19 protein-coding genes and 9 tRNA genes are annotated in these 20,711 nt (G+C 51.4%); 16 read left to right on the top strand and 12 right to left on the bottom strand.

Going from position 1 to position 20,711, the window contains the following annotated elements:
- Positions 1-55 precede the first annotated feature (55 nt).
- The 8 genes from AAY72_RS04365 (at position 56) to AAY72_RS04330 (ending at position 9,885) form a co-directional block, all read left to right on the top strand.
- Complete coding sequence (locus AAY72_RS04365) at positions 56-1,012, top strand: MoxR family ATPase (protein WP_008983165.1); 957 nt, start codon at positions 56-58, stop codon at positions 1,010-1,012.
- 1 nt (position 1,013) lies between these two features.
- The gene (locus AAY72_RS04360; RefSeq protein WP_057785728.1) at positions 1,014-1,961 is read left to right on the top strand and encodes a DUF58 domain-containing protein; all 948 of its coding nucleotides are present in this window, start codon (positions 1,014-1,016) and stop codon (positions 1,959-1,961) included.
- On the top strand, positions 1,954-2,454 hold the full coding sequence (locus AAY72_RS04355) for a DUF4381 domain-containing protein (protein WP_057785727.1): 501 nt from the start codon (positions 1,954-1,956) through the stop codon (positions 2,452-2,454). Before AAY72_RS04360 ends, AAY72_RS04355 begins: the two co-directional genes overlap by 8 nt.
- Positions 2,447-3,433, top strand: a complete 987-nt coding sequence (locus AAY72_RS04350) for a VWA domain-containing protein (protein ID WP_057785726.1) — start codon at positions 2,447-2,449, stop codon at positions 3,431-3,433. The genes AAY72_RS04355 and AAY72_RS04350 overlap by 8 nt, the downstream gene beginning before the upstream one ends.
- Positions 3,423-5,234, top strand: coding sequence for a VWA domain-containing protein (locus AAY72_RS04345; RefSeq protein ID WP_057785725.1), 1,812 nt, complete (start codon positions 3,423-3,425; stop codon positions 5,232-5,234). The genes AAY72_RS04350 and AAY72_RS04345 overlap by 11 nt, the downstream gene beginning before the upstream one ends.
- Positions 5,228-6,871 (top strand): BatD family protein, encoded by a 1,644-nt coding sequence (locus AAY72_RS04340; protein WP_057785724.1) that lies wholly within the window; start codon positions 5,228-5,230, stop codon positions 6,869-6,871. Before AAY72_RS04345 ends, AAY72_RS04340 begins: the two co-directional genes overlap by 7 nt.
- A gap of 182 nt (positions 6,872-7,053) precedes the next feature.
- Entirely contained in the window at positions 7,054-8,547 is a 1,494-nt protein-coding gene (gene putP / locus AAY72_RS04335) for a sodium/proline symporter PutP (protein ID WP_008983159.1), read from the top strand.
- A 111-nt stretch (positions 8,548-8,658) separates the two neighbouring features.
- Entirely contained in the window at positions 8,659-9,885 is a 1,227-nt protein-coding gene (locus AAY72_RS04330) for an EAL and HDOD domain-containing protein (protein ID WP_057785723.1), read from the top strand.
- Positions 9,886-9,898: 13 nt separating this feature from the next.
- Here the strand turns inward: AAY72_RS04330 and AAY72_RS04325 are convergent, their stop codons facing one another.
- Complete coding sequence (locus AAY72_RS04325) at positions 9,899-10,207, bottom strand: helix-hairpin-helix domain-containing protein (protein ID WP_008983157.1); 309 nt, start codon at positions 10,205-10,207, stop codon at positions 9,899-9,901.
- Here AAY72_RS04325 and AAY72_RS04320 point away from each other — a divergent pair.
- From AAY72_RS04320 to AAY72_RS04295, 6 genes are all read left to right on the top strand, one after another.
- Positions 10,199-10,480 carry a hypothetical protein gene (locus tag AAY72_RS04320; protein WP_057785722.1) on the top strand — a complete coding sequence of 94 codons (282 nt, stop codon included), beginning with the start codon at positions 10,199-10,201 and terminating at the stop codon, positions 10,478-10,480. The genes AAY72_RS04325 and AAY72_RS04320 overlap by 9 nt on opposite strands.
- A 235-nt stretch (positions 10,481-10,715) precedes the next feature.
- Complete coding sequence (locus AAY72_RS04315; RefSeq protein WP_008983156.1) at positions 10,716-10,994, top strand: PepSY domain-containing protein; 279 nt, start codon at positions 10,716-10,718, stop codon at positions 10,992-10,994.
- Positions 10,995-10,996: 2 nt separating this feature from the next.
- Positions 10,997-11,674 carry a response regulator transcription factor gene (locus tag AAY72_RS04310; RefSeq protein ID WP_057785721.1) on the top strand — a complete coding sequence of 226 codons (678 nt, stop codon included), beginning with the start codon at positions 10,997-10,999 and terminating at the stop codon, positions 11,672-11,674.
- The gene (locus AAY72_RS04305; RefSeq protein ID WP_008983154.1) at positions 11,675-12,991 is read left to right on the top strand and encodes an ATP-binding protein; all 1,317 of its coding nucleotides are present in this window, start codon (positions 11,675-11,677) and stop codon (positions 12,989-12,991) included.
- Between the two features lie 54 nt (positions 12,992-13,045).
- Entirely contained in the window at positions 13,046-13,411 is a 366-nt protein-coding gene (folX, locus tag AAY72_RS04300) for a dihydroneopterin triphosphate 2'-epimerase (protein ID WP_008983153.1), read from the top strand.
- 309 nt (positions 13,412-13,720) lie between these two features.
- On the top strand, positions 13,721-14,602 hold the full coding sequence (locus AAY72_RS04295) for a TIGR01777 family oxidoreductase (protein ID WP_057785720.1): 882 nt from the start codon (positions 13,721-13,723) through the stop codon (positions 14,600-14,602).
- A gap of 68 nt (positions 14,603-14,670) precedes the next feature.
- Here AAY72_RS04295 and AAY72_RS04290 read toward each other — a convergent pair whose 3' ends face one another.
- Both AAY72_RS04290 and AAY72_RS04285 read right to left on the bottom strand, forming a co-directional pair.
- Positions 14,671-17,157 carry an ABC transporter permease gene (locus tag AAY72_RS04290; RefSeq protein WP_057785719.1) on the bottom strand — a complete coding sequence of 829 codons (2,487 nt, stop codon included), beginning with the start codon at positions 17,155-17,157 and terminating at the stop codon, positions 14,671-14,673.
- Position 17,158: 1 nt separating this feature from the next.
- Entirely contained in the window at positions 17,159-17,848 is a 690-nt protein-coding gene (locus AAY72_RS04285; protein ID WP_008983150.1) for an ABC transporter ATP-binding protein, read from the bottom strand.
- Here AAY72_RS04285 and AAY72_RS04280 point away from each other — a divergent pair.
- On the top strand, positions 17,847-18,431 hold the full coding sequence (locus AAY72_RS04280; protein WP_008983149.1) for an arylesterase: 585 nt from the start codon (positions 17,847-17,849) through the stop codon (positions 18,429-18,431). The two genes, AAY72_RS04285 and AAY72_RS04280, sit on opposite strands and share 2 nt — an antisense overlap.
- 141 nt (positions 18,432-18,572) lie before the next feature.
- Here the strand turns inward: AAY72_RS04280 and AAY72_RS04275 are convergent.
- The 9 genes from AAY72_RS04275 to AAY72_RS04235 all read right to left on the bottom strand — a co-directional run bounded on the left by AAY72_RS04275 (position 18,573) and on the right by AAY72_RS04235 (position 19,473).
- Positions 18,573-18,648, bottom strand: a tRNA-Glu gene (locus tag AAY72_RS04275).
- 11 nt (positions 18,649-18,659) lie between these two features.
- A tRNA-Ala gene (locus AAY72_RS04270) sits at positions 18,660-18,735 on the bottom strand.
- A 45-nt stretch (positions 18,736-18,780) separates the two neighbouring features.
- A tRNA-Glu gene (locus tag AAY72_RS04265) sits at positions 18,781-18,856 on the bottom strand.
- A 26-nt stretch (positions 18,857-18,882) separates the two neighbouring features.
- A tRNA-Glu gene (locus AAY72_RS04260) sits at positions 18,883-18,958 on the bottom strand.
- 12 nt (positions 18,959-18,970) lie between these two features.
- Positions 18,971-19,046, bottom strand: a tRNA-Ala gene (locus AAY72_RS04255).
- Between the two features lie 45 nt (positions 19,047-19,091).
- Positions 19,092-19,167: transfer RNA gene (locus tag AAY72_RS04250), tRNA-Glu, on the bottom strand.
- A gap of 33 nt (positions 19,168-19,200) precedes the next feature.
- A tRNA-Glu gene (locus AAY72_RS04245) sits at positions 19,201-19,276 on the bottom strand.
- A 33-nt stretch (positions 19,277-19,309) separates the two neighbouring features.
- Positions 19,310-19,385 (bottom strand) — tRNA-Glu (locus AAY72_RS04240).
- 12 nt (positions 19,386-19,397) lie between these two features.
- A tRNA-Ala gene (locus tag AAY72_RS04235) sits at positions 19,398-19,473 on the bottom strand.
- Between the two features lie 220 nt (positions 19,474-19,693).
- Here AAY72_RS04235 and AAY72_RS04230 point away from each other — a divergent pair.
- Positions 19,694-20,704: an ExeA family protein gene (locus AAY72_RS04230; RefSeq protein ID WP_057785718.1), complete on the top strand. Its 1,011-nt coding sequence runs from the start codon at positions 19,694-19,696 to the stop codon at positions 20,702-20,704.
- Positions 20,705-20,711: the final 7 nt, after the last annotated feature.

The following is a 20,711-nucleotide window of genomic DNA, read 5'->3' as shown; positions in this document are numbered from 1 at the left end:
CAGGCCGGATAAAGCGGTCATAAATCAACCACTTTTAAAGAATAAGACAGAAATCATGATGGTACAGGCTTTTGCGTCATTAAAATCTTATCTGGATAGTCAGGTACTGGGACAACCAGCATTAACCGAAGGCATTTTGCTGGCGCTATTAGCCAATGGTCACCTGTTGGTCGAGGGCCCGCCAGGTCTGGCGAAAACCCGGGCAGTGAACGCGCTGGCGCAGGGTGTAGAAGCCGAATTTCACCGTATTCAGTTTACGCCTGACTTACTGCCGGCTGATTTAACCGGCACCGATATCTACCGGCCGGAGACCGGCGCCTTTGCCTTTCAATCCGGTCCGTTGTTTCATAATTTAATTCTGGCGGATGAAATTAACCGTGCCCCCGCCAAGGTTCAGTCTGCGCTACTGGAAGCGATGGCAGAGAAACAGGTCACCGTGGGTCGCAATACTTATAAACTGCCGGAGCTGTTTCTGGTGATGGCGACGCAAAACCCACTGGAGCAGGAAGGCACTTATCCGCTGCCGGAAGCTCAGCTTGACCGCTTTTTATTACATTTAAAGGTGGATTACCCGGATAGCGCGACCGAGCTGGAGATCCTGCGCTTAACCCGCGCCGAAGCCCGCCATGAAACACCGGTTAAAGCGGCCCCCATCAGTCAGGCGGATATTTTCGCGGCCCGCCAGCAGGTATTAAAACTGCATCTGGCTGAGAGCCTTGAACATTATATGGTGCAACTGGTGATGGCCACCCGCCAACCTGCAGCCTACAGCGCCAAACTGGCCAGCTATATCGGCTATGGCGCCAGCCCACGGGCAACAATTGCCCTGGATCGTTGTTCCCGCGCCCGCGCCTGGTTAGCCGGCAGAGATTTTGTTACGCCGGAAGATATTCAGGCCGTATTTCATAATGTGCTGCGCCATCGCTTAATTCTGACCTACGCCGCCGAGGCTGAGGGTATCAGTACCGACCAGGTACTGACTGACATCCTAGAACTGGTTGCAGTACCTTGAAATGAGTAACCCGGTCTTTGATCCGACAACTTGGTTCCAGAGTTTGCAGGCGACTGGCGTACAGTTAGCCCTGCCAGAATTGTTATGGTATCAGCGCCATACCCGGTTGCTGGATTTAAAACCGGGGCGTAACGCCCAGAGTAAGCTGGCTGGGAGCTATCTGGCCCGCAGTAAAGGCCGCGGTATGGAATTTGATGAAGTGCGGCATTATCAACCCGGTGATGACGTCCGGGCTATCGACTGGCGTGTTACTGCCCGTACCGGTCGGGTGCATACCAAGTTGTTCCGCGAAGAGCGGGAGCGGCCGGTATTTATTCTGACCGATCTAAGCGAAACCATGCGTTTTGGCTCCACCTTGCTACTAAAATCCGTACAGGCGGCGCATCTGGCCGCACTGCTCGGTTGGCACTGTAAAGCCCAGGGCGATAAACTCGGCGGCCTGGTATTTAGTGAACAGCAACATGTTTTACTCAAACCGCTTGGCAGAAGTAAAGGCGTACTGCGCTACCTGCAGGCACTGCTGGATGTGCATCAGCAACAACAGACTAATCAGGGCATGACGCTGGCCAACGCCTTAGCAGAACTGCGCCGGGTATTAAGGCCAGGCAGTTTGCTGTATATTTTATCCGACTTTAATCAGCTTGATGATGAGGCGTTACGACATTTACAGGTGTTAAAACAACATAACGAAATTCATTGTTGTCAGTTTTCCGATCCGCTGGAACTGTACCTGCCCGACAACCTGTATGGCGAGGCATTAGTCAGTGCCCAACAAGGCAGCACCGCCGTAGTGGATTTAAACAACAAGCTAAAACAGCGCTATCAACAACAACAACAGCAAGCTCTTGCCGAGTGCAAAGCCAAACTGCTGCGCCAGGGCTGTCAGTGGTTAACGCTGAGTAGCGCCGCACCTTTATTGTCGCAACTGGCCGGAGCTTATCATGACTGATCAGGCACAACTGCTTAGTTTACTGGCCGATATTAACGAGCCGCCCTTCCCTGATACGCCCTTACTGGCAGCCGGACACTGGTTGCTGATTGCACTCGCGGCCCTGGGTTTAGCAATGCTGAGCTATCATCTGTGGCGCCGCTGGCAGCAGCAGGCAGCAAAGCGACAGGCCTGGCGTGAATTTCAGCGCTTAGATCCACAGGATGAACTACTGGCGACTCAGCTGAATCAACTTTTAAAACGTTTGCTGAAAAGCTACTGGCCAAGTCATCCGCTACTCAGCGCTGGCACAGCGGATTGGCAGCAGCATTGGCAACAGTGCTTACCAGCGGATGTGCGCTTACCGGATCTGAGCGTGTTGTTATATCAGGCCCCGTCGCAACATAGCGTTGCAGACCGACAACAGCTGTATCACGCAGCCCGGCTGTATCTGCAAGCCTTTAACGCAACTAAACTTAGCCCGACCCTCTCCAGCGGAGGCCAGCATGTTTGATCTGAGCTATCCCTGGTTGTTGTTAGCCTTGCCCCTGCCCTGGTTATTACGAAAGCTACCGCAGCCAGCCGGCCGGGCGCTAAAACTGCCGGCACTGGCCAAACTCGGCCAGCAGCAGCGCGAAGCGGCTGCGGCTCCGCTGAGTAGTCGTTTGGTATTGCTATTGTGTTGGTGTTTACTGGTGTTTAGTGCCAGCCAACCACGTTGGCTGGGTGAGCCGGTGGCACTGCCGCAACAGGGCCGGGAATTGATGCTGGCACTGGATCTCTCCGGTTCGATGGATATTCCGGATATGGAGCTAAATGGTCAACGTTTTACCCGTCTGGAAGCAATGAAGAACGTATTGCGGGATTTTATTCTGGCACGCCAAGGCGATCGCGTCGGCTTAATCTTGTTTGCCGATGCCGCTTATCAGCAAGCCCCGTTAACCTTCGATTTAGCGACAGTACAACAATTTCTGGACGATGCAGTAATGGGTCTGGTCGGGCAACGTACTGCGATCGGTGAAGCCATTGGCCTAAGTGTAAAGCGCCTGAATAGTTACGACACCACCAATAAAGTGTTGATTTTACTCAGTGATGGCGCCAATAACGCTGGCGACATTCAGCCGCAGGAAGCGCTGAAACTCGCCATAGCTGCTGGGATCAGGATTTATACTGTCGGTTTGGGCGCCGAGCAAATGGTGCAAAATAGCATTTTCGGCCAGCGCGTAATTAATCCATCACAGGATTTGGATGAACCCTTATTAATCCAAATCGCAGAGCAAACGGGCGGGCGCTACTTCCGTGCCCGCAGTCCGGCGGAGCTGCGACAAATTTATCAGCTGCTTGATGAACTGGAGCCGATTGAACGAGAACAACTCACCTACCGGCCACAGCGGAGTTTACTGCATTACCCCCTGGCCCTGGCTTTACTTTGCTCATTCTGGCTGGCGGCGCGGCGTATTGACTGGACAGGAGTAATATCAGGTGCTCGCTGATTTGCATTTATTACGACCCTACTGGCTGCTCGCGCTGGTACCCGCAGTATTGCTCTGGCTGTTGTTACGTAGTCACCGCCAGCAACACAGCCTGTGGCAAAATCTGATTGCCCGCCATCTTCAGCCTGTGGTGTTGCTGGGTGAACAATTAAAGCGTCAACAGCCCTGGGCTCTCCCCATACTGGCACTGTGCTGGTTGTTAGCCGTACTGGCGCTTAGTGGTCCAAGTTGGCAAAAACTGCCGCAACCGGCGCTGGCGGTAAAAAAAGCGACGGTGTTGATTCTGGATATGTCGATGTCGATGCGGGCAACCGATATGGTGCCAGACCGCTTAACCCAACAGCGTTTTAAAGCACTGGATTTTGTTGATAAATTACGCGAGGGTGACCTGGCATTGATCAGCTATGCCGCGGAAGCCTTTGTGATTTCGCCTCTGACCATCGATTACAATAATATCCGACTACAGATCCCGAATTTAAAACCCGAATTACTACCGGGCCAGGGTTCCAATGTGTTGCATGCGCTGCAATTAGCCGACGAGGTGCTGCGACAGGCAGGCTACAGCCGCGGTGAAGTCATGCTGTTTACCGATGGCTTTGATCAAGACAGCTATCACGCATTGCAGCAACTGCTCAATAATTACCCGCACCGGTTATCCATTCTGGCGTTTGGCCAGGCCGAGGGGGCGGTTGTTCGTCTGGAAAATGGCGAGTTACTAAAGAACAGTCAGGGAGCTGTCGTCGTACCAAGAGTACCACTACAGCAACTGAGTATTTTAGCCAAACAGGGTGGCGGCGAGTATCAGCAAGCCGGCGCCGATAACAGTGATTTGCAGGCGCTGCTGGCTGGCTTTAGCCAACCTGAAGATACCCGGGATAATACTGAAGCCAGGCTGGGAGATAACTGGCAGGATGCTGCCGTCTATCTGGTGTGGTTGCTGCTGCCGCTGGCGCTGTGGCTGGGACGGCGATCGGCTGTCCTGCTGGTCTGTCTGTTAGTGTATTTACCACCGGCTGAAGCGGTGAGCTGGCGTGATTTATGGCAAAACAAACAGCAACAAGCCATTGCTGATTATCAACAAGGTGACTTTAGCGCCGCCCAACAAAAATTTACCGATCCCTTGTGGCAAGGTAATGCCGCTTACCGTGCCGGGGACTATGCCAAAGCCGCCAGCGCCTATCAACAAGCAGTGAGCACGCAACCCAATGCTGCCGCCTGGCAGAATCTCGGCAATGCCCAGGCCATGCAGCAGCAGTTCGAGCAGGCGCTCTCGTCCTATCAGCAGGCGTTAGAACTCGAACCTGATAATGAAAATGCACGTAAAAACGCCGAGTTGATGCAACAGCTGCTAAAAGAGCAACAGCAGCAAGCACAACAACAGCAAAACCAACAATCACAGCAGGATCAACAAGACCAGCAGAATCAACAAGACCAGCAGGGTGATCCGCAATCGGCCGAGCAAAACCAGCCGGCAGAACAGGGCGAAGCTGAGCCGCAGCAAGCAGACAACACCCAGACTCAACAAGATGCCGCACCAGCAGCAGGCGAAGAGCAAGCTAAACAAGCTCAGCCACGCCCTGCCGGTGACGCGGGCGAAGCTGAAGAGCAGTCTGCTGAGCAGCAACCGCAGCGGCAAATCACCGAGCCCTGGCCCAATGCCACGCCAGAGCAACAGCAACAACTTGAAAATTTATTGCGCAAAGTGCAGGACGATCCGGGTCTGCTGCTGCGCAACCGCATGTTACTGGAACAACAAAAACGGCGCACTGCCCCGCCGCCAGGAGCTCAACAGGAATGGTAACCCGCTTACTTGTCGTTATTTTGTTTAGCCAATTGCTATTTGGCGGTGCAGCTATGGCGTTTAGCAGCCTGCAAAGTTCGGTGGATAAAAATCCGGCGATGCTTGGCGAAGCTATTACTCTGGTCGTCACTGCTGACGCCCGCCTTAGCGCCGATGCGCTGGATTATCGTGAGCTACAACAGGACTTTCGGGTTATGGTGCCGGCGGTAAGTCAAAGCACTCAGGTGATTAATGGCCGCACCAGTCATAGTACCAGCTGGAGTCTGACGCTGTTTCCAAGGAGTACCGGCAGTTTTCGGATCCCGGCTTTTACGATTAATGGCATTAGCTCAACCCCTATTGCACTCGAAGTTATCGAACAAGCACAGAGCCAAACGAAACAAGATATCTTCCTGGAGGCGAAGCTCTCCGGCTATCCGTCAGTCTATGTGCAGCAGATGCTGTACTACGATGTGGTGATTTATTTCAGCGGTGACCTGCAGCGCGGCAACTTAACTGAGCCGGCACTGGAGGGCGCTGAAATTCAGCGGCTGGGTCCGGATGTCGAAGGGACAGCACTGGTTGATGGTGTACGCTACCGCACTATTACCCGGCGTTATGCCATTACACCGCAGCAAAGCGGTAACCTGAGTATCCAGCCCCCCCTCTTTACCGGTGACATGATTGATCGCGATCCAAGCCGCTATAACTATTTTTCGCGCAGTAAAACCGTGATGGCCGAAGCAGAGCCCGTGCGGCTGGAAATTAAACCGCAACCGGACAACTTTCCCGGTAACTGGCTGGTTGCTGGCCTGGTCACGCTAACCGAAGAATGGCAGCCAGAAGGCGCTGAGCTAAAAGCCGGTGAGCCGGTAACCCGGATTATTACCCTGTCGGCAGTTGATGTCGCAGCAAACCAGTTACCCGACTTAAGTCAACAATACCCCGACGGGATCAGAGCTTATCAGGAGCAACCGCAAAGCCGGGGTGCTGAACGCAGCGGGCGGATGGTCGCGCAAAAAGTCTATACCACAGCCCTTATCGCCAGCAGCAATGGCAGCCTTGTCCTGCCTGAAATCCGACTGCCGTGGTGGAATAGTCAGACCAACCAGCTAGACTATGCGGTACTGCCAGAGCGGACCCTCCAAGTCAGCGGTCAGGCGCAACAGCCAATAAGTCCGGCGCCAGTAATCCAAACTAAAGTGCAAACTCAGACGCCCACCGCTAACCACTGGCAATGGAACTACACCAGCAATCTGTTAGCTGGTCTGTGGTTAAGCTCACTCTTGCTGGTTGGCTATCTGCTGCAGCGGCGTGCTTCTATTGCCCGTACAGCACCAACAAGCCAACCCGATGCCAGCTATAGCCCCAAAGCCTTGCAACGCGCGTGTCAGACTGGCGACGCAAAAGCGGCGGCGCAAGCGTTATTGTATTGGGGCAAACAGCGTTTTCAACCAGCGCCAAGAAGTCTGGGCGAATTGCGCCGCCACGCCGGTACCCCCGCCTTTGCTGACGCACTGTTACAACTGGAACAACAGCTCTATGGTCAGCAAAATACGCCCTGGCAAGGCGATATGCTTTATCAGGCCTGGCAGCAATTACCCAAAGCGACTGCAACTTCGAAACGCTCTGCATTGACTGCGCTCTATCCGGAATAATCCGGAATATTCGTCAGATCCCCGGCCCGGCAAGTTAAGTCAGCATAAAAGCGCTGGCAACCCCGGGCACATCTTGTTAGCATTTAAAGCGAATTGACCTTTGCTGATGCGCTGCCTATTCAGTGTCGTCAGCAAACGTCAGCTCACTTTACTAAAACCTAGAACAAACAGGAGCTTTCTGCGTGGAAACTGCCACCCTTGTTGCGCTCGCCATTTATTTTCTGGCGATGATTGCTATCGGGCTTTATGCCTATAAAACAACCGACAACGACGTATCAGGCTATATGCTCGGCGGCCGGAAACTCAGCCCCAGTGTTACGGCGCTTTCTGCCGGTGCTTCCGATATGAGCGGCTGGATGCTGATGGGCTTGCCCGGTGCGATGTATATTTCTGGATTAAGTAGCACCTGGATCGCCGTGGGCTTATTAATCGGAGCCTATCTGAATTACCTGGTGGTTGCCCCCAGGTTGCGGGTGTACACCGAAATCGCTCAGGATGCGATCACCATTCCGGATTACTTTGAAAAACGCTTTGAAGATAAAACACGCTTACTGCGCATAGTATCATCACTGGTTATAGTGGTATTTTTTACCCTTTATACGTCATCCGGCGTCGTCGGCGGCGGTAAATTATTTGAGAGCTCCTTTGGGCTTAACTATGAACTCGGTCTGTTTATTACTGCCGGTGTGGTAGTCATTTACACCTTGATTGGCGGTTTTATGGCGGTGAGCTTAACCGACTTTGTGCAAGGCTGTCTGATGTTTCTGGCGTTAGTGCTGGTTCCGATAGTCGCAATTGATCATTTAGGCGGCATGACCGAAGTTAACCAAATCGTGAATCGGATCAATCCGGACTTACTAAGCTGGGTGGGAGCCAGCTCAGCATTAGCCATTATTTCAGCCTTATCCTGGGGGCTTGGCTATTTCGGCCAGCCGCATATTATTGTGCGTTTTATGGCGATCCGCTCAGTACAAGATATTAAGGTTGCACGCCGTATCGGCATGAGCTGGATGTTGGTGACCATTGTCGGCGCTGTCATGACCGGCTTTGTTGGTATCGCCTATGTCGCAAAAACCGAAATGACACTGAATGATCCGGAAACTATTTTCATTGTGTTCTCACAATTTCTGTTTCATCCGCTCATCAGTGGCTTCCTGCTGGCTGCGATCCTGGCAGCAATTATGAGCACCATTTCATCACAGTTATTGGTCACCTCAAGCTCACTGACCGAAGACTTTTATAAAGCCTTTGTCAAACGTAACGCGTCGCAGACTGAGCTGGTGGTTATTGGCCGGTTGTCGGTATTACTGGTAGCATTGGTTGCCATTGCCCTCGCGTTTGACCGCAACAGCTCGGTATTGCAGCTGGTCAGTAACGCCTGGGCAGGCTTTGGTGCGGCCTTTGGTCCGTTAATTATCCTTAGCCTGTACTGGTCGCGAATGACCTTTGCTGGTGCGCTGAGCGGTATTATTGTCGGTGCACTGACGGTACTGATTTGGATCTACGCCCCTGTTACCGTCGATGGCCAACGGCTTAGCCAGTTAATGTACGAAATTGTGCCTGGTGTTATCCTCAGTACGCTCGCTATTGTTGGCGTGAGTTTATGCACTAAAGCTCCCGCCCCGTCGATCCGACAATTATTCGGCAAAATGGAGCAGCAAATAAAAAACAGTTAACTCACAACAATTAAGCGATGCTAAACTAGCTGCAGGGATAATAGTTATTGCCAGTTTTCAGGCTGGCAATAACAATAGCGCTGTCGCTATGTTACCGGAGACTTGTTGGTTATGTATTTTTATGCTGCGCGCCAGCCAATTCTGGATAAAAATAAACAGTTATTTGGTTACGAATTGTTGTTTCGGGACGGTCTGGTTAATGCCTTCCCGAACATCGATGGCGACGAGGCTACCTCTAAAATGATTGAAGGTAGCCAATTTAGTTTTGGCCTGGATGATTTTCTTGGCGATAAACCCGGCTTTATCAACTTTACGTTAGAAACCCTGGTTAAAAAATATCCCAGCATGCTGCCGCGCGACCAAATTGTGGTAGAAGTACTGGAAACCATTCAACCTGGTAAACGCTTACTGGCCGAATGTCAGGAACTAAAAGAACAGGGCTACACGCTGGCATTAGATGATTATGTGCATCGCAATGTCTGGCGCCATTTCTATCAGTATGTAGACATCATCAAAATCGATGTTCGCACCACCAGCGACGAAACTATCGATGAGATTAAGCAGGCGCTTACCGATTTTCCACATATTAAGTTACTGGCAGAAAAAGTAGAAACTAATGAAGCCTTCCAACATGCTTTGAAGCAAGGTTTCGACTATTTTCAGGGCTTTTTTTTCTCAAAGCCGGAAATTCTGCAGACTCGAGCCCTGTCACCAGCACAACTTGCCCTGGCAGAGCTGTTATATGAAACCTCGAAGGCAGAAATTGATCTGGTGAAGATCACCGAGGTATTTAAACGTGACGTCACCCTCTCCTACAAATTATTGCGTTACAGTAATTCAGCCATTTTTCGGCGCCGGGCAGAGATTGAAACCATTAAACATGCGCTGGTGGTGTTAGGTCAGGCAGAGCTGAAGAAATTCCTCTCGCTACTCTTTACCGCGCAAATTAGTACCGACAAACCGGCTGAATTGCTGCGCATGGCGATGACCCGCGCCTGCTTTGCAGAAGGTTTAGCGGCGTTATCGAGCAATGTACCGCAAGATAAAGCTTATCTCACCGGGATGATGTCGTTGATGGATGCCATTCTCGATGAGCCGATTCAAAGTGTAATGGAAAAGCTACCACTGGCGGCTGAAATTAAGGTTGCGTTAGTGGAGCGCAGCGGTGTACTGGCTACCTATATCAGACTGATTGAGTGTTATGAAAATGCGGACTGGGAACAGGCGACGCAGCTTATTAATACCTTGAAATTACCCGCTAATAAAATTCCTGATGCCTACCATCATGCCGTGCAATGGGCAAATGAGCAAATGAAGGCCTTAGGCGAGCTTGCCTAAGGCCGGTTCCGGTTTAGTCAAAACTGACGTACTCTGCGACCTTAGCCGCCAGTTTATTGCCAATACCTTTTACCTTGGTCAGATCGGCCTCACTTTTAATCGCACCATGTTGCTGCACATAGTCGACAATCGCCTGCGCTTTGACCTTACCCAGGCCCGGAACTGCAGCCAGTTGTTCAGCACTGGCTTGATTCAATTTCAGCTTAGTGCTGGCTTCGGCGGCGGCGGTTTTACTGACTTGCTGGGTATTGGTATTAGCCAGGCTGACATTCGCACCAATCACCAGGGCTGCCAGGAAAGCAGAAATAAGTAGATGTTTCATGTTATGTTTCCTCCCGAAACGGCTGTCAGCGCTGCTGCTCACAGCTGCCTGCAACCAGATCCTGTCGCTCCAGGTTGGCATTACAGGGCGACGAGATCAGGCATTGCAGCCACAGTGACAAGCCTTAACATACCAACCACAATAAAATTAGCCTTAATTTTTATTTTTGCAACTTTATTAAAACTAAATTTACCAAATTATTTACAAAATGATTCAGCAGCAATTAAGGCTATGAACGCTATGCTTCGTGCTAGTGTTCTTTGCAATAAGTAATCAATGATGAATTCGATGCTAATTGCAAAGAGCGCTAGGGCTTGGGAATGTCATTTTGCAGATTGCCGCCTGGTTCAGAATTAAGTACAGTACAGCTGATAAAGTGGTTAGGTAAGCGCTACAATAGCGCTAGCTGTTGAAATGTCGAAGTTTTAGTTGCCGTTCCCCTTGGTGAACAGTATCTGGCAGGCCTGCTGCATGTGCTAACGTTGCCGGCCAGAGGTAGGAGGATGTTATGAAATTTGTATTAGTGATCTTGGCCATGTTATGGGTTTCGCCGCCGTTACTGGCCGCACCGGAACCGAAAGCGGATCCTAAGCAACAGCAACATCCGGTAAAACGTGAGATCAATAAAGAAAAAGCAACCCGTCTGGCACAGGAGCGTTATCCGGGCCGGGTATTAAAAGTGCAGTCAGACAGCAGACAATTTAAAGTCCGGGTGATGCAGTCCGATGGCAGAGTAGTCAATGTGGTAGTTGATGGCCGCAATGGCCGGGTACAAAGGGAAGAATAAGTATGCGGGTATTAGTGGTTGAAGATGAAAAACTGTTAGCGGAACAAATTAAAGGACAGTTGTTACTACAGCAATTTAGCGTCGATCTGGCGGCAGATGGCGCGGATGGCTGGTTTAAATTGTCCGAGTACCCCTATGATCTGGCGATTATTGATTTGGGCTTGCCAAAATTAGATGGCCTGTCGGTGATCCGTAAAGCCCGTAAACAGGAAATAAAAACACCGATCATTATTTTGACCGCCCGCGGTAGCTGGCAGGAAAAAGTAGAAGGCCTGGATGCTGGCGCCGACGACTACCTGACCAAACCCTTTCACAACGAAGAGCTGCTGGCACGTTGTAACGCGCTGATCCGTCGTGCTGCGGGTCAGCCGGATCCGTTATTACGCTCCGGGCCAATATCGTTAAATAGCCGCACACAGCAAGTCTGGTTGGCCGATGATGAAGTTAGTCTGACCGCATACGAATACAAGGTTTTAGAGTATTTTATGCTCAACCCGGGCAAGGTGATTTCGAAAACCGAGTTGACGGAGCATATCTACGACCAGGATTTTGATTTAGACAGTAACGTGATTGAGGTCTTTGTTTTACGCCTGCGCAAAAAGCTGGATCCGGATGGCGAACTCAAACCGATCGAGACCTTACGTGGCCGGGGTTATCGCTTTAACCTGACTGTAGAATAAATGAGAGTTATCCCACTTAAACTGCGACAGGGACTGGTGAGTGCCGTATTGCTGGTGTTGTTATTGCCCAGCTCCTTTGTCGCCATTGAGCAAGCTTTTTATAAGCAACTCCTGACCGGTGCCGAGCAAAAGATGGAAGTTCATATGTACGCCATCTTGTCCGAGTTAAATCTGGTTGATGACAAAATAGAATTGACCAACAATACCCTGGCGCCGGACTTCTACCGCCCGGATTCAGGTTTAACCGCCTACGTCACAGATGGTCAGCAACTGCTATGGCAATCAGACTCTTCTTTAAATCAGTCTTTTAACCTGCCCGATATTGAACTGACGCCCGGTCAGCATATTTTTTATGCGGTGGAACAGGAACAAAATTATCAGGTGCTCAGTATCGCCTTTTTGTTTGACACCGGTGAAAGCGCCAGACCCTTGACGATCCATGTGGTGCAAAGCGAACAACTGTTGCTGGCGCCGCACCAGAGTTTCCGCTCTACCCTTTTGCGTTGGTTTACCGGTATAGCGGCAGGCCTGACGCTGTTGAGTATTCTGGCATACTACTGGACAACAAAGCCGTTAACCCGGCTGGATCACGAGATCCGCCAACTGGAAAAAGGTCGTCAGGACCATCTGACTGGGAATTACCCATCAGAACTCAGAGGGATTAAAGAGGATCTGAATCTGCTGTTAGCAAACCAGAACCGGCAGAAACTGCGCTATCGTAACCATTTAAGTGACTTAGCTCATGCGCTGAAAACACCGGTCGCCGTGTTACGCACTTCGCCACTGGCGCAACAACCCGAGCTCAAAGAACAAATTGATCGCATTACGGTGATGATTGAGCATCAGTTAAAAAAAGCCAGTAGCTCTGGTCAGGATATCTGGAAAAAACAAACCCCGATGCTACCGGTAGTCGAAAAAGTCAGCAACGCGCTGCGCCGGATTTATCAGGATAAAGGCTGTCAGATTGAGATACAGTGCGCGCCCGACGCCTTTTTCCGTGGCGATGAGACCGATTTGATGGAGATCCTCGGTAACCTGCTGGATAATGCCTGTAAGGCCTGTCGGCGTCAGGTAAAACTCGAGGTGCAAACCACCCCCTTTACGCTGGTGATTGAAGATGATGGCCCGGGGATCGCCAAAGCACGGCGGGCTGAATTGTTTCAACGCGGCACCCGGCTGGATACCTATCAGGAGGGGCATGGCGTGGGTTTGTCGATTGTTGCTGAATTAGTCAACTCCTACTCCGGAGCGATCCATATCGACGATAGCCCGCTGGGAGGAGCCCGCTTTACGCTGCAATTACCACAAGACAGCTGATCGCTTTAGGTCCGCCCGGCGTAAAGGATCGCAAAACAACTTAAGGATTCTGTTATGGCGCTGAACCCAGCCGTGATTAAAATTAAAAACCTCCGTCTACGTACCTTTATTGGCATCAATGAGGACGAAATTAAAAATAAGCAGGACGTGGTGATTAATGCCCGTATTCAATATAGCGCCGAGGCTGCCGCCAATAGTGATGAAATGGACAAGGCTCTGAATTACCGCACCATTACCAAGCAGATTATTGCCCTGGTTGAAAACAATCGCTTTGCACTGCTGGAAAAATTAACCGCCGACGTGCTGGCACTGGCCAGCGCGCATCCCAGTGTCAGCTATGCTGAAGTTGAAGTGGATAAACCCCATGCGCTGCGCTTCGCAGACTCGGTATCTTTGACCTTATCGGTCAACAAGCCCTAGGGCGTGTTGATGTTTGCTGCTTAGATTTTGTTCGCACTGGCGGCGCTTTGATCGCGAAACGAGGAGCGCAGTTTAGTTATTCTAAATAAGTGACGAGTGACAAAGAGCAAAGTGCCGCCAGCGCGAACCCTTCGGGCAGCGTTTGGCTGGCGTTTCTACTGCGTTATCGCTTGTTCATGTAGAATAACTACACATCACAAGCTCTGCCTTGTATAAACACCAGCCAAACAGCTGCAAAAACAAGCAGCAAACGTCAACACGCCCTAAAGCAGCTATACTTAACGGATTAAGCCATTAAGGAGTGCCGCTATGCGGATCCTGCTAACCGGTGGTACCGGTCTTATTGGCAGTGCCCTGCTAAAGCACTGGCAAAATGAGCATCAGCTAACCTTGCTAACCCGGACTGTGCGTCCCGGCAGCAGCGCGGTACAGTATATTACCGACCTGGCTAAGGTTGATTTTAATCAGCTGGATGCCGTGATTAATCTCGCCGGTGAACCGATAGCTGACAAACGTTGGACCGATGCCCAAAAAGACCGGATTTGCCAAAGCCGCTGGCAACTCACAGAACAGCTGGTGCAGCATATCACGGCTGCCAGCACACCGCCGGCTGTGCTCATTAGTGGCTCGGCTATTGGTTTTTATGGGCGCCAGGGCGAGCAGGAGATCAGCGAAGAGTATCAGGCATTTTTTCCCGAGTTCAGCCATGATATCTGTGCACGCTGGGAGAACCTTGCATGGCAGGCTAACAGCCCGCAGACCCGGGTCTGCCTAATCAGAACCGGAGTGGTACTGGCCGCAAATGGTGGTGCCTTGAAAAAGATGTTACCACCGTTCAAACTCGGCCTGGGAGGCAAAATTGGCTCCGGTGACCAGTATATGTCCTGGATCCATCTGGATGATATGGTGGCACTGATTGACTTTCTGCTACATAACGACCAGATCAGCGGTGCGGTCAATGCAACAGCCCCCAAACCAGTCACCAATGCGATATTCAGTACTGAGCTGGCTAAACGCCTAAAACGCCCCGCGCTGCTGCCAATGCCCGCGCCGGTGTTAAAACTGTTGTTTGGTGAAATGTCGGATATTTTGCTGTACGGCCAGCGGGTGATCCCGAAAAAACTGTTAGACGCCGGCTTTCAATTTCGCTATCCCAATTTACAGCAGGCACTGGCTGCGTTAGCGCTTTAATCACGCCCTGGATCGAACCTGGTAAAAAACCGGCACAAGCCGGTTTTTTACTTAAGTAGCATCTCGCTTTAACTTTGAATCACCCGCCGGATCAGTACCGCACCAGGAATTCGTAGTAGTTTACGTAGTTGCCACCAGCCCAATAACGACACAATAACGGCACCAGCCAGTGGTCCTAACCACCATAGCGCATAATGTGGGCTAAAGGGTAACTCAAACAGGCGTTGTTGCAAGGTGAGTAACAACACCTCGGCCAGCACCGTCGCAAAAATGCCGGCCAGAATGCCCAGAAAGGTAAACTCCAGTAACAAGGCATTACGCAAAAAGGCATAACGGGCGCCCAGAGTACGTAAAATCGCCAGCTCCTGCTCCCGCTGCTCTAGTGTGGCTTGTACCTGAGCCACTAACACCAGTACCGCTGACAGCGCAATAATAATCAGAATAAAACTTAGCGCCAGCGTCACCTGAGCAATAATATCCTGCACCTGGCGAATAATGGCTTCAACACTGATTACCGTTACAGTGGGCATCAACCGTGATAACTGGTTCACCAACTGATAACGTTCTGACTCCAGATAAAACGCCGTGATATAACTGGCGGGGAAATCTGCCAGCAGATCCGGGCTTAAAATCATGTAAAAGTTCGGCTGTAAGCTGTTCCAGTCAACCTGACGGATGCTGGTCAATTGTGCTGTTACGGCTTGCCCACCAATAGAGAAATGCAACGTATCCCCCAATTTCAGGCCTAAACGCTCAACCAGTTCTTGCTCGACCGAGACCTCGGCCGTTGCGTCGCTGCCAAACCAGGTTCCGGCGATAACCTTGTTCGCTGGCGGCAGTTCAGTCAGCCAGGTCAGATTCAGTTCCCGCCCGATACCGGTACGCTGCTCGCTACGATCTTCCTTGGTTGCTTCCTCACGGAACACTTCATCGTTTAATTGCACCAGCCGCCCTCTTACCACCGGGTAAAAGGTATCCGTTTGCAACTGATGTTCCGCCGCAAAGTCTGCCAGTGTGCTACGCTGCGCTTCAGAGACGTTGACTAAAAAGTGGTTGGGAGCACCTGGTGGGATCTGCTGCTGCCACTGCCCGATTAACTCAGCGCGGACGAAGTACAGCAGCAAGGCCAGAAACAACGCCAGCGTAAAAGTAATCAGCTGAAAGCTATTGGCCCATAGCCGGCGGCGTAAATTCGCCAGCGCCAGCTTACCGGCACTGCTTTGCCCCGCAGCAACCGGTTTGGCAGCCTTAACCAGTAACATCGCACCACCCAGTAAAATCGCCACGAAGACGGCGCAAATCAGAAATAGCCCTAAACTGATAAACCAGTCGCCGGCAAATAGCCACATCAGGCCGAATACGGCGGCAGCACCGGTTAGCAGCTGTAGTCTGTCGATAGTCATTTGCTGCAACGGTTGCTTTAATACCTGGATCGCAGGCGTTACCGTTAACCGCCATAATGGCCGGGCGGCAAACAACAAGGCGCATAACACACAGGTTAAGGCCCCCAACCACAGGGGCCGCCAGCTAAACTCGGGGCGAAAATCACCGACATAGTGCTTAATACCGAGCTCTGCGCCGGTTAACGCGACCTGGCCTACGGCTAAACCCAGTACCAGACTAAAGAGCACGACCAGCAGCAAGTGACCAAAATAGATCACTCTAACCTGCTGCGTTGTGGCACCCAGCGCTTTGATAATTGCCACAGCCTGCGAGTGGCGCTGGCTATAGCGGCTGGCAGCGACCGCCGCTGCGCAAGCAGCCAGTACGATACCCAATAAACCGGCTAATAGCAGGAAGCGTTCGGCGCGATCCAAGGCGCTGCCTAACGCCGACTGGCGATCCCGATCCCGCCAGCGTTGATGCACCGTCAATAGCGGGGTCACCGCCTGGCTAAAGGCATCCAATTCACTATTGCTGCCGGCAAACAGATAGCGATAACTGATGCGGCTGCCCGGTTGCACTATCCCGGAGGCGGCCACATCGTCGATATGCATTATCGCCCTTGGATTGCCGCCGAATACACTGAGTGGTGCATCGGGCTCGTTGACAATAACCCCACCAACCAACAGCTGAGTATTCCCCAACTCCAGGCTCTGCCCAACCTCAACCTGCAGCAGATCAAACAGCCTCGGCTCCAGCCAAATTGTGCCCGGTACTAACTCACCGGCTTCACCCGTTAACAGGTTATCGGAACGCCGCAGTATCAAGTCGCCCCGCAGCGGATAACTGTTACTCACCGCTTTAACTGTCGATAACTGCATTTGCGCGCTACTGAATAACATCGAGTCAAATTGCATTTGTCGGGCACTGGCAATGCCCGACTCTGCTGCCAGTGCAAAAATCTGCTCATCAAACGGCTGGCTGGAACCCAAGACTCTGTCTGCGGCAATAAAATGCGCGCTGCGTTGTTCTAATGCCGATTTTACGCTTTGCGTAATGCCACTCAGGCTAACTACCGAAAACACCGCTAAGAACAGCGCAAAGGCGATTACCCACAGCTCACCGCGTTTTAGTTCGCGCCAGAACAGGCGCCAGGCGATTGCGGTTGCCATCTTATTGCTCCTCAGTGATAAAGCGGCCAGCCTGCATCTTCAGTTGTCGCTGACAGCGTTTGGCTAAGGCATCACTATGCGTCACTAGTACTAAGGTTGTCCCCTGCTGCTGATTAAGCTCAAATAACAAGTCTTCAATACGTTGCCCGGTAACCGCATCAAGATTCGCCGATGGCTCATCCGCAAATAAAATGGCGGGCCGGGTTATAAAAGCCCGTGCAATAGCTACCCGTTGTTGTTCACCGCCAGACAGCTGTGACGGATAAAAATCCGCGCGCTCACTTAAGCCAACTAACGCTAATAGCTCCAGTCCGCGGGAACGGGCACGGCGATCCCCGGCCAGCTCGGCCGGTAAAGTAACATTTTCCAGCGCCGTCAGTGCCGGCAGCAGTAAGAAGGATTGAAATACAAAGCCCACCTGACTGGCCCGCACGGCGGCCCGCTGGTCTTCCGACAGTTGATGTAGCGGCTGACCAGCTAAATACACTTCCCCAGCCGTAGGTTGGTCTAAACCTGCCAGTAAGCTAAGTAAGGTTGACTTGCCTGAGCCGGACGCGCCCACAATAGCAACCGACTCCCCGCGATTGATTGTCAGGCTGATATCATGCAGGATAGTGAGTGATCCTTCAGTCAGGTTAACCCGTTTAGCCAAATGACTCGCTTTAATATGAACTTCAGGTGTTGTTGTCATGCGCATTATCTTCGTTTTAATTTTCTGTTTATTTAGCCAACCAACGCTGGCGCAAAAGTTACTGATTCTGGGTGATAGTTTAAGCGCCGCTTATGGCTTACAAGAACATCAAGGCTGGCCAGCATTGCTGGCGGCAGACAGCCCAATCGAACTGGTGAACGGCAGTATTAGCGGTGAAACCACCGGTGGTGGCTTAGCCCGCCTGCCCGCTTTACTTAAACAGCACCAACCAACCTGGGTATTAATTGAACTGGGTGGCAATGATGGTTTACGCGGTTTTGATCCGCAATTAATTGCCAACAATCTGCAACAAATGATTAATCTGGTCAAGCAGCATAATGCCGAGCCATTGTTAATGCAAATACGGATCCCGCCAAACTATGGACCACGTTATGTCGAACGCTTTACCGGAATATACCCGCAGCTGGCCGCAGCTAATGAGATCCCGCTATGGCCGTTTTTTATGGATGAAATTGCCGTCAGGCCAGAGTTGATGATGCAGGATGGCATCCACCCGAATGCGAAGGCGCAGCCGCTGATCCGCGACTTGATGTTACCGCTGCTGCAACAACTTACAGAATAATAATGAAGAGTTGGAAGTTAAAATGGCGTCCCCTAGGGGATTCGAACCCCTGTTACCGCCGTGCAAAATGATCGCGCGGTGTCACACCGCCATCACGGCGATACAATTAACTAGAATATGAAACAGATCAGAGATAAAAGATGGCGTCCCCTAGGGGATTCGAACCCCTGTTACCGCCGTGAAAGGGCGGTGTCCTAGGCCTCTAGACGAAGGGGACGCACTGGAAATTGGTGGAGCTAAGCGGGATCGAACCGCTGACCTCTTGCATGCCATGCAAGCGCTCTCCCAGCTGAGCTATAGCCCCGAATGATGTAGAACTGTTAGTCCAGGAAAATACCACTTTAATGAGTGGCGTCCCCTAGGGGATTCGAACCCCTGTTACCGCCGTGAAAGGGCGGTGTCCTAGGCCTCTAGACGAAGGGGACATAACAGTGTGCTGGTGTGACTGAAGTGGCGTCCCCTAGGGGATTCGAACCCCTGTTACCGCCGTGAAAGGGCGGTGTCCTAGGCCTCTAGACGAAGGGGACGCTGATAAATCTTGGTGGAGCTAAGCGGGATCGAACCGCTGACCTCTTGCATGCCATGCAAGCGCTCTCCCAGCTGAGCTATAGCCCCGAATGATGTAGAACTGTTAGTCCAGGAAAATACCACTTTAATGAGTGGCGTCCCCTAGGGGATTCGAACCCCTGTTACCGCCGTGAAAGGGCGGTGTCCTAGGCCTCTAGACGAAGGGGACGCAGTAACAGTCGTGAAAAGTGTGTAGATTTAGTGGCGTCCCCTAGGGGATTCGAACCCCTGTTACCGCCGTGAAAGGGCGGTGTCCTAGGCCTCTAGACGAAGGGGACGCTGTAACAGTCGTGAAAAGTGTGTAGATTTAGTGGCGTCCCCTAGGGGATTCGAACCCCTGTTACCGCCGTGAAAGGGCGGTGTCCTAGGCCTCTAGACGAAGGGGACGCAGATAAATCTTGGTGGAGCTAAGCGGGATCGAACCGCTGACCTCTTGCATGCCATGCAAGCGCTCTCCCAGCTGAGCTATAGCCCCACACTTTTCTATGCTCATCAACACGCAAGCGTTATCGCTGAACACGGGGCGCATTCTAGGTTGACGGCTGATCCCTGTCAACAATTTTTTATAAGGGTTAGATTGTTCGGGCAAATTTTAGACTCTGGCGAAAAAAAGTGGTTAAATAGCTGCAGGCACAGCATTTACACCGTCACGCCTTTCCCGAACCAGGAAGATTTGGAGCAGCATAAGGAGTTTTATGTACGAGTCTTATTATGGGTTTTCTGAGCGCCCTTTCCAGCTAACCCCGAGTGCCGGTTGCTTCTATGCCGGCAGGCTGCATAAAAAGGCCCTGGCGTATCTGCAATATGGTTTGTCGCAAGGCGAAGGCTTTATCGTGATTACCGGCGATGTTGGCACCGGCAAAACCACTATCGCCAATCAACTGTTAGCACAACTGAGCCCGGATGAAATTATTGCCCGGCAAATCGTCACCTCTAAGCTGGCTCCGGACGATCTGATCCGCATGATCGCCAGTAGTTTTAATCTGGTTGTAAATGAGCACAGCAAAGCAGCCTATTTGGATGCGATTTATATTTATTTAAAACGGTTACACACTCAGCACCGGCGGGCATTACTGCTGGTAGACGAGGCGCAAAACCTGCCACTCGAGTCGATTGAAGAGTTACGGATGTTGTCTAACTTCCAAATCAACGGCTCGCCTCTACTACAAAGTTTTCTGCTCGGCCAAAACGAATTAAATGCCATTATCCAGGCACCGAATATGGAGCAGTTTCGGCAGCGGATTATCGCTTCATCGAATTTAACCCCGTTACAGGAAGATGAAACGCGGGAATATATTGAGTTTCGATTAAGAGCTGCCGGCATCAACGAACCGCTACTCAGCCCTGACAGCTACCCTGTTATCCATCGTTTTAGCCGCGGTATTCCGCGTAAAATCAACCTGTTGATGGATAGAGTGTTATTATTGGGTTTTTTAGAGCAGCTGTCTTTTCTCTCTGCGGAGCATGTGCAGAAAGTCGTCGATGAAGTTAATGGCGAAGTAGCCCATCAGGTAGCGGCCCCCAGCCTGAGCAACACAGCAAAACCTGCTGCAGCATCGGCAGAAAACGTACAAGCTAGTGCTGAGCTCGAGCAAGATAAACCCATGCAACAACTATTAAATGACTCTCTAGAGCTGAAAATCAGAATGTTAAAAGAATTGGATGAGTTAATTTTAAAGCGGCAACGCGACCAGGGCTTAGGCTAAACAACAG

It is taken from the genome of Alishewanella sp. WH16-1, from assembly GCF_001441695.1.
Classification (GTDB): domain Bacteria; phylum Pseudomonadota; class Gammaproteobacteria; order Enterobacterales; family Alteromonadaceae; genus Alishewanella; species Alishewanella agri.
The sequence above is the reverse complement of the archived record's forward strand: the minus strand, read 5'-3'. Positions and strand labels throughout refer to the sequence as shown.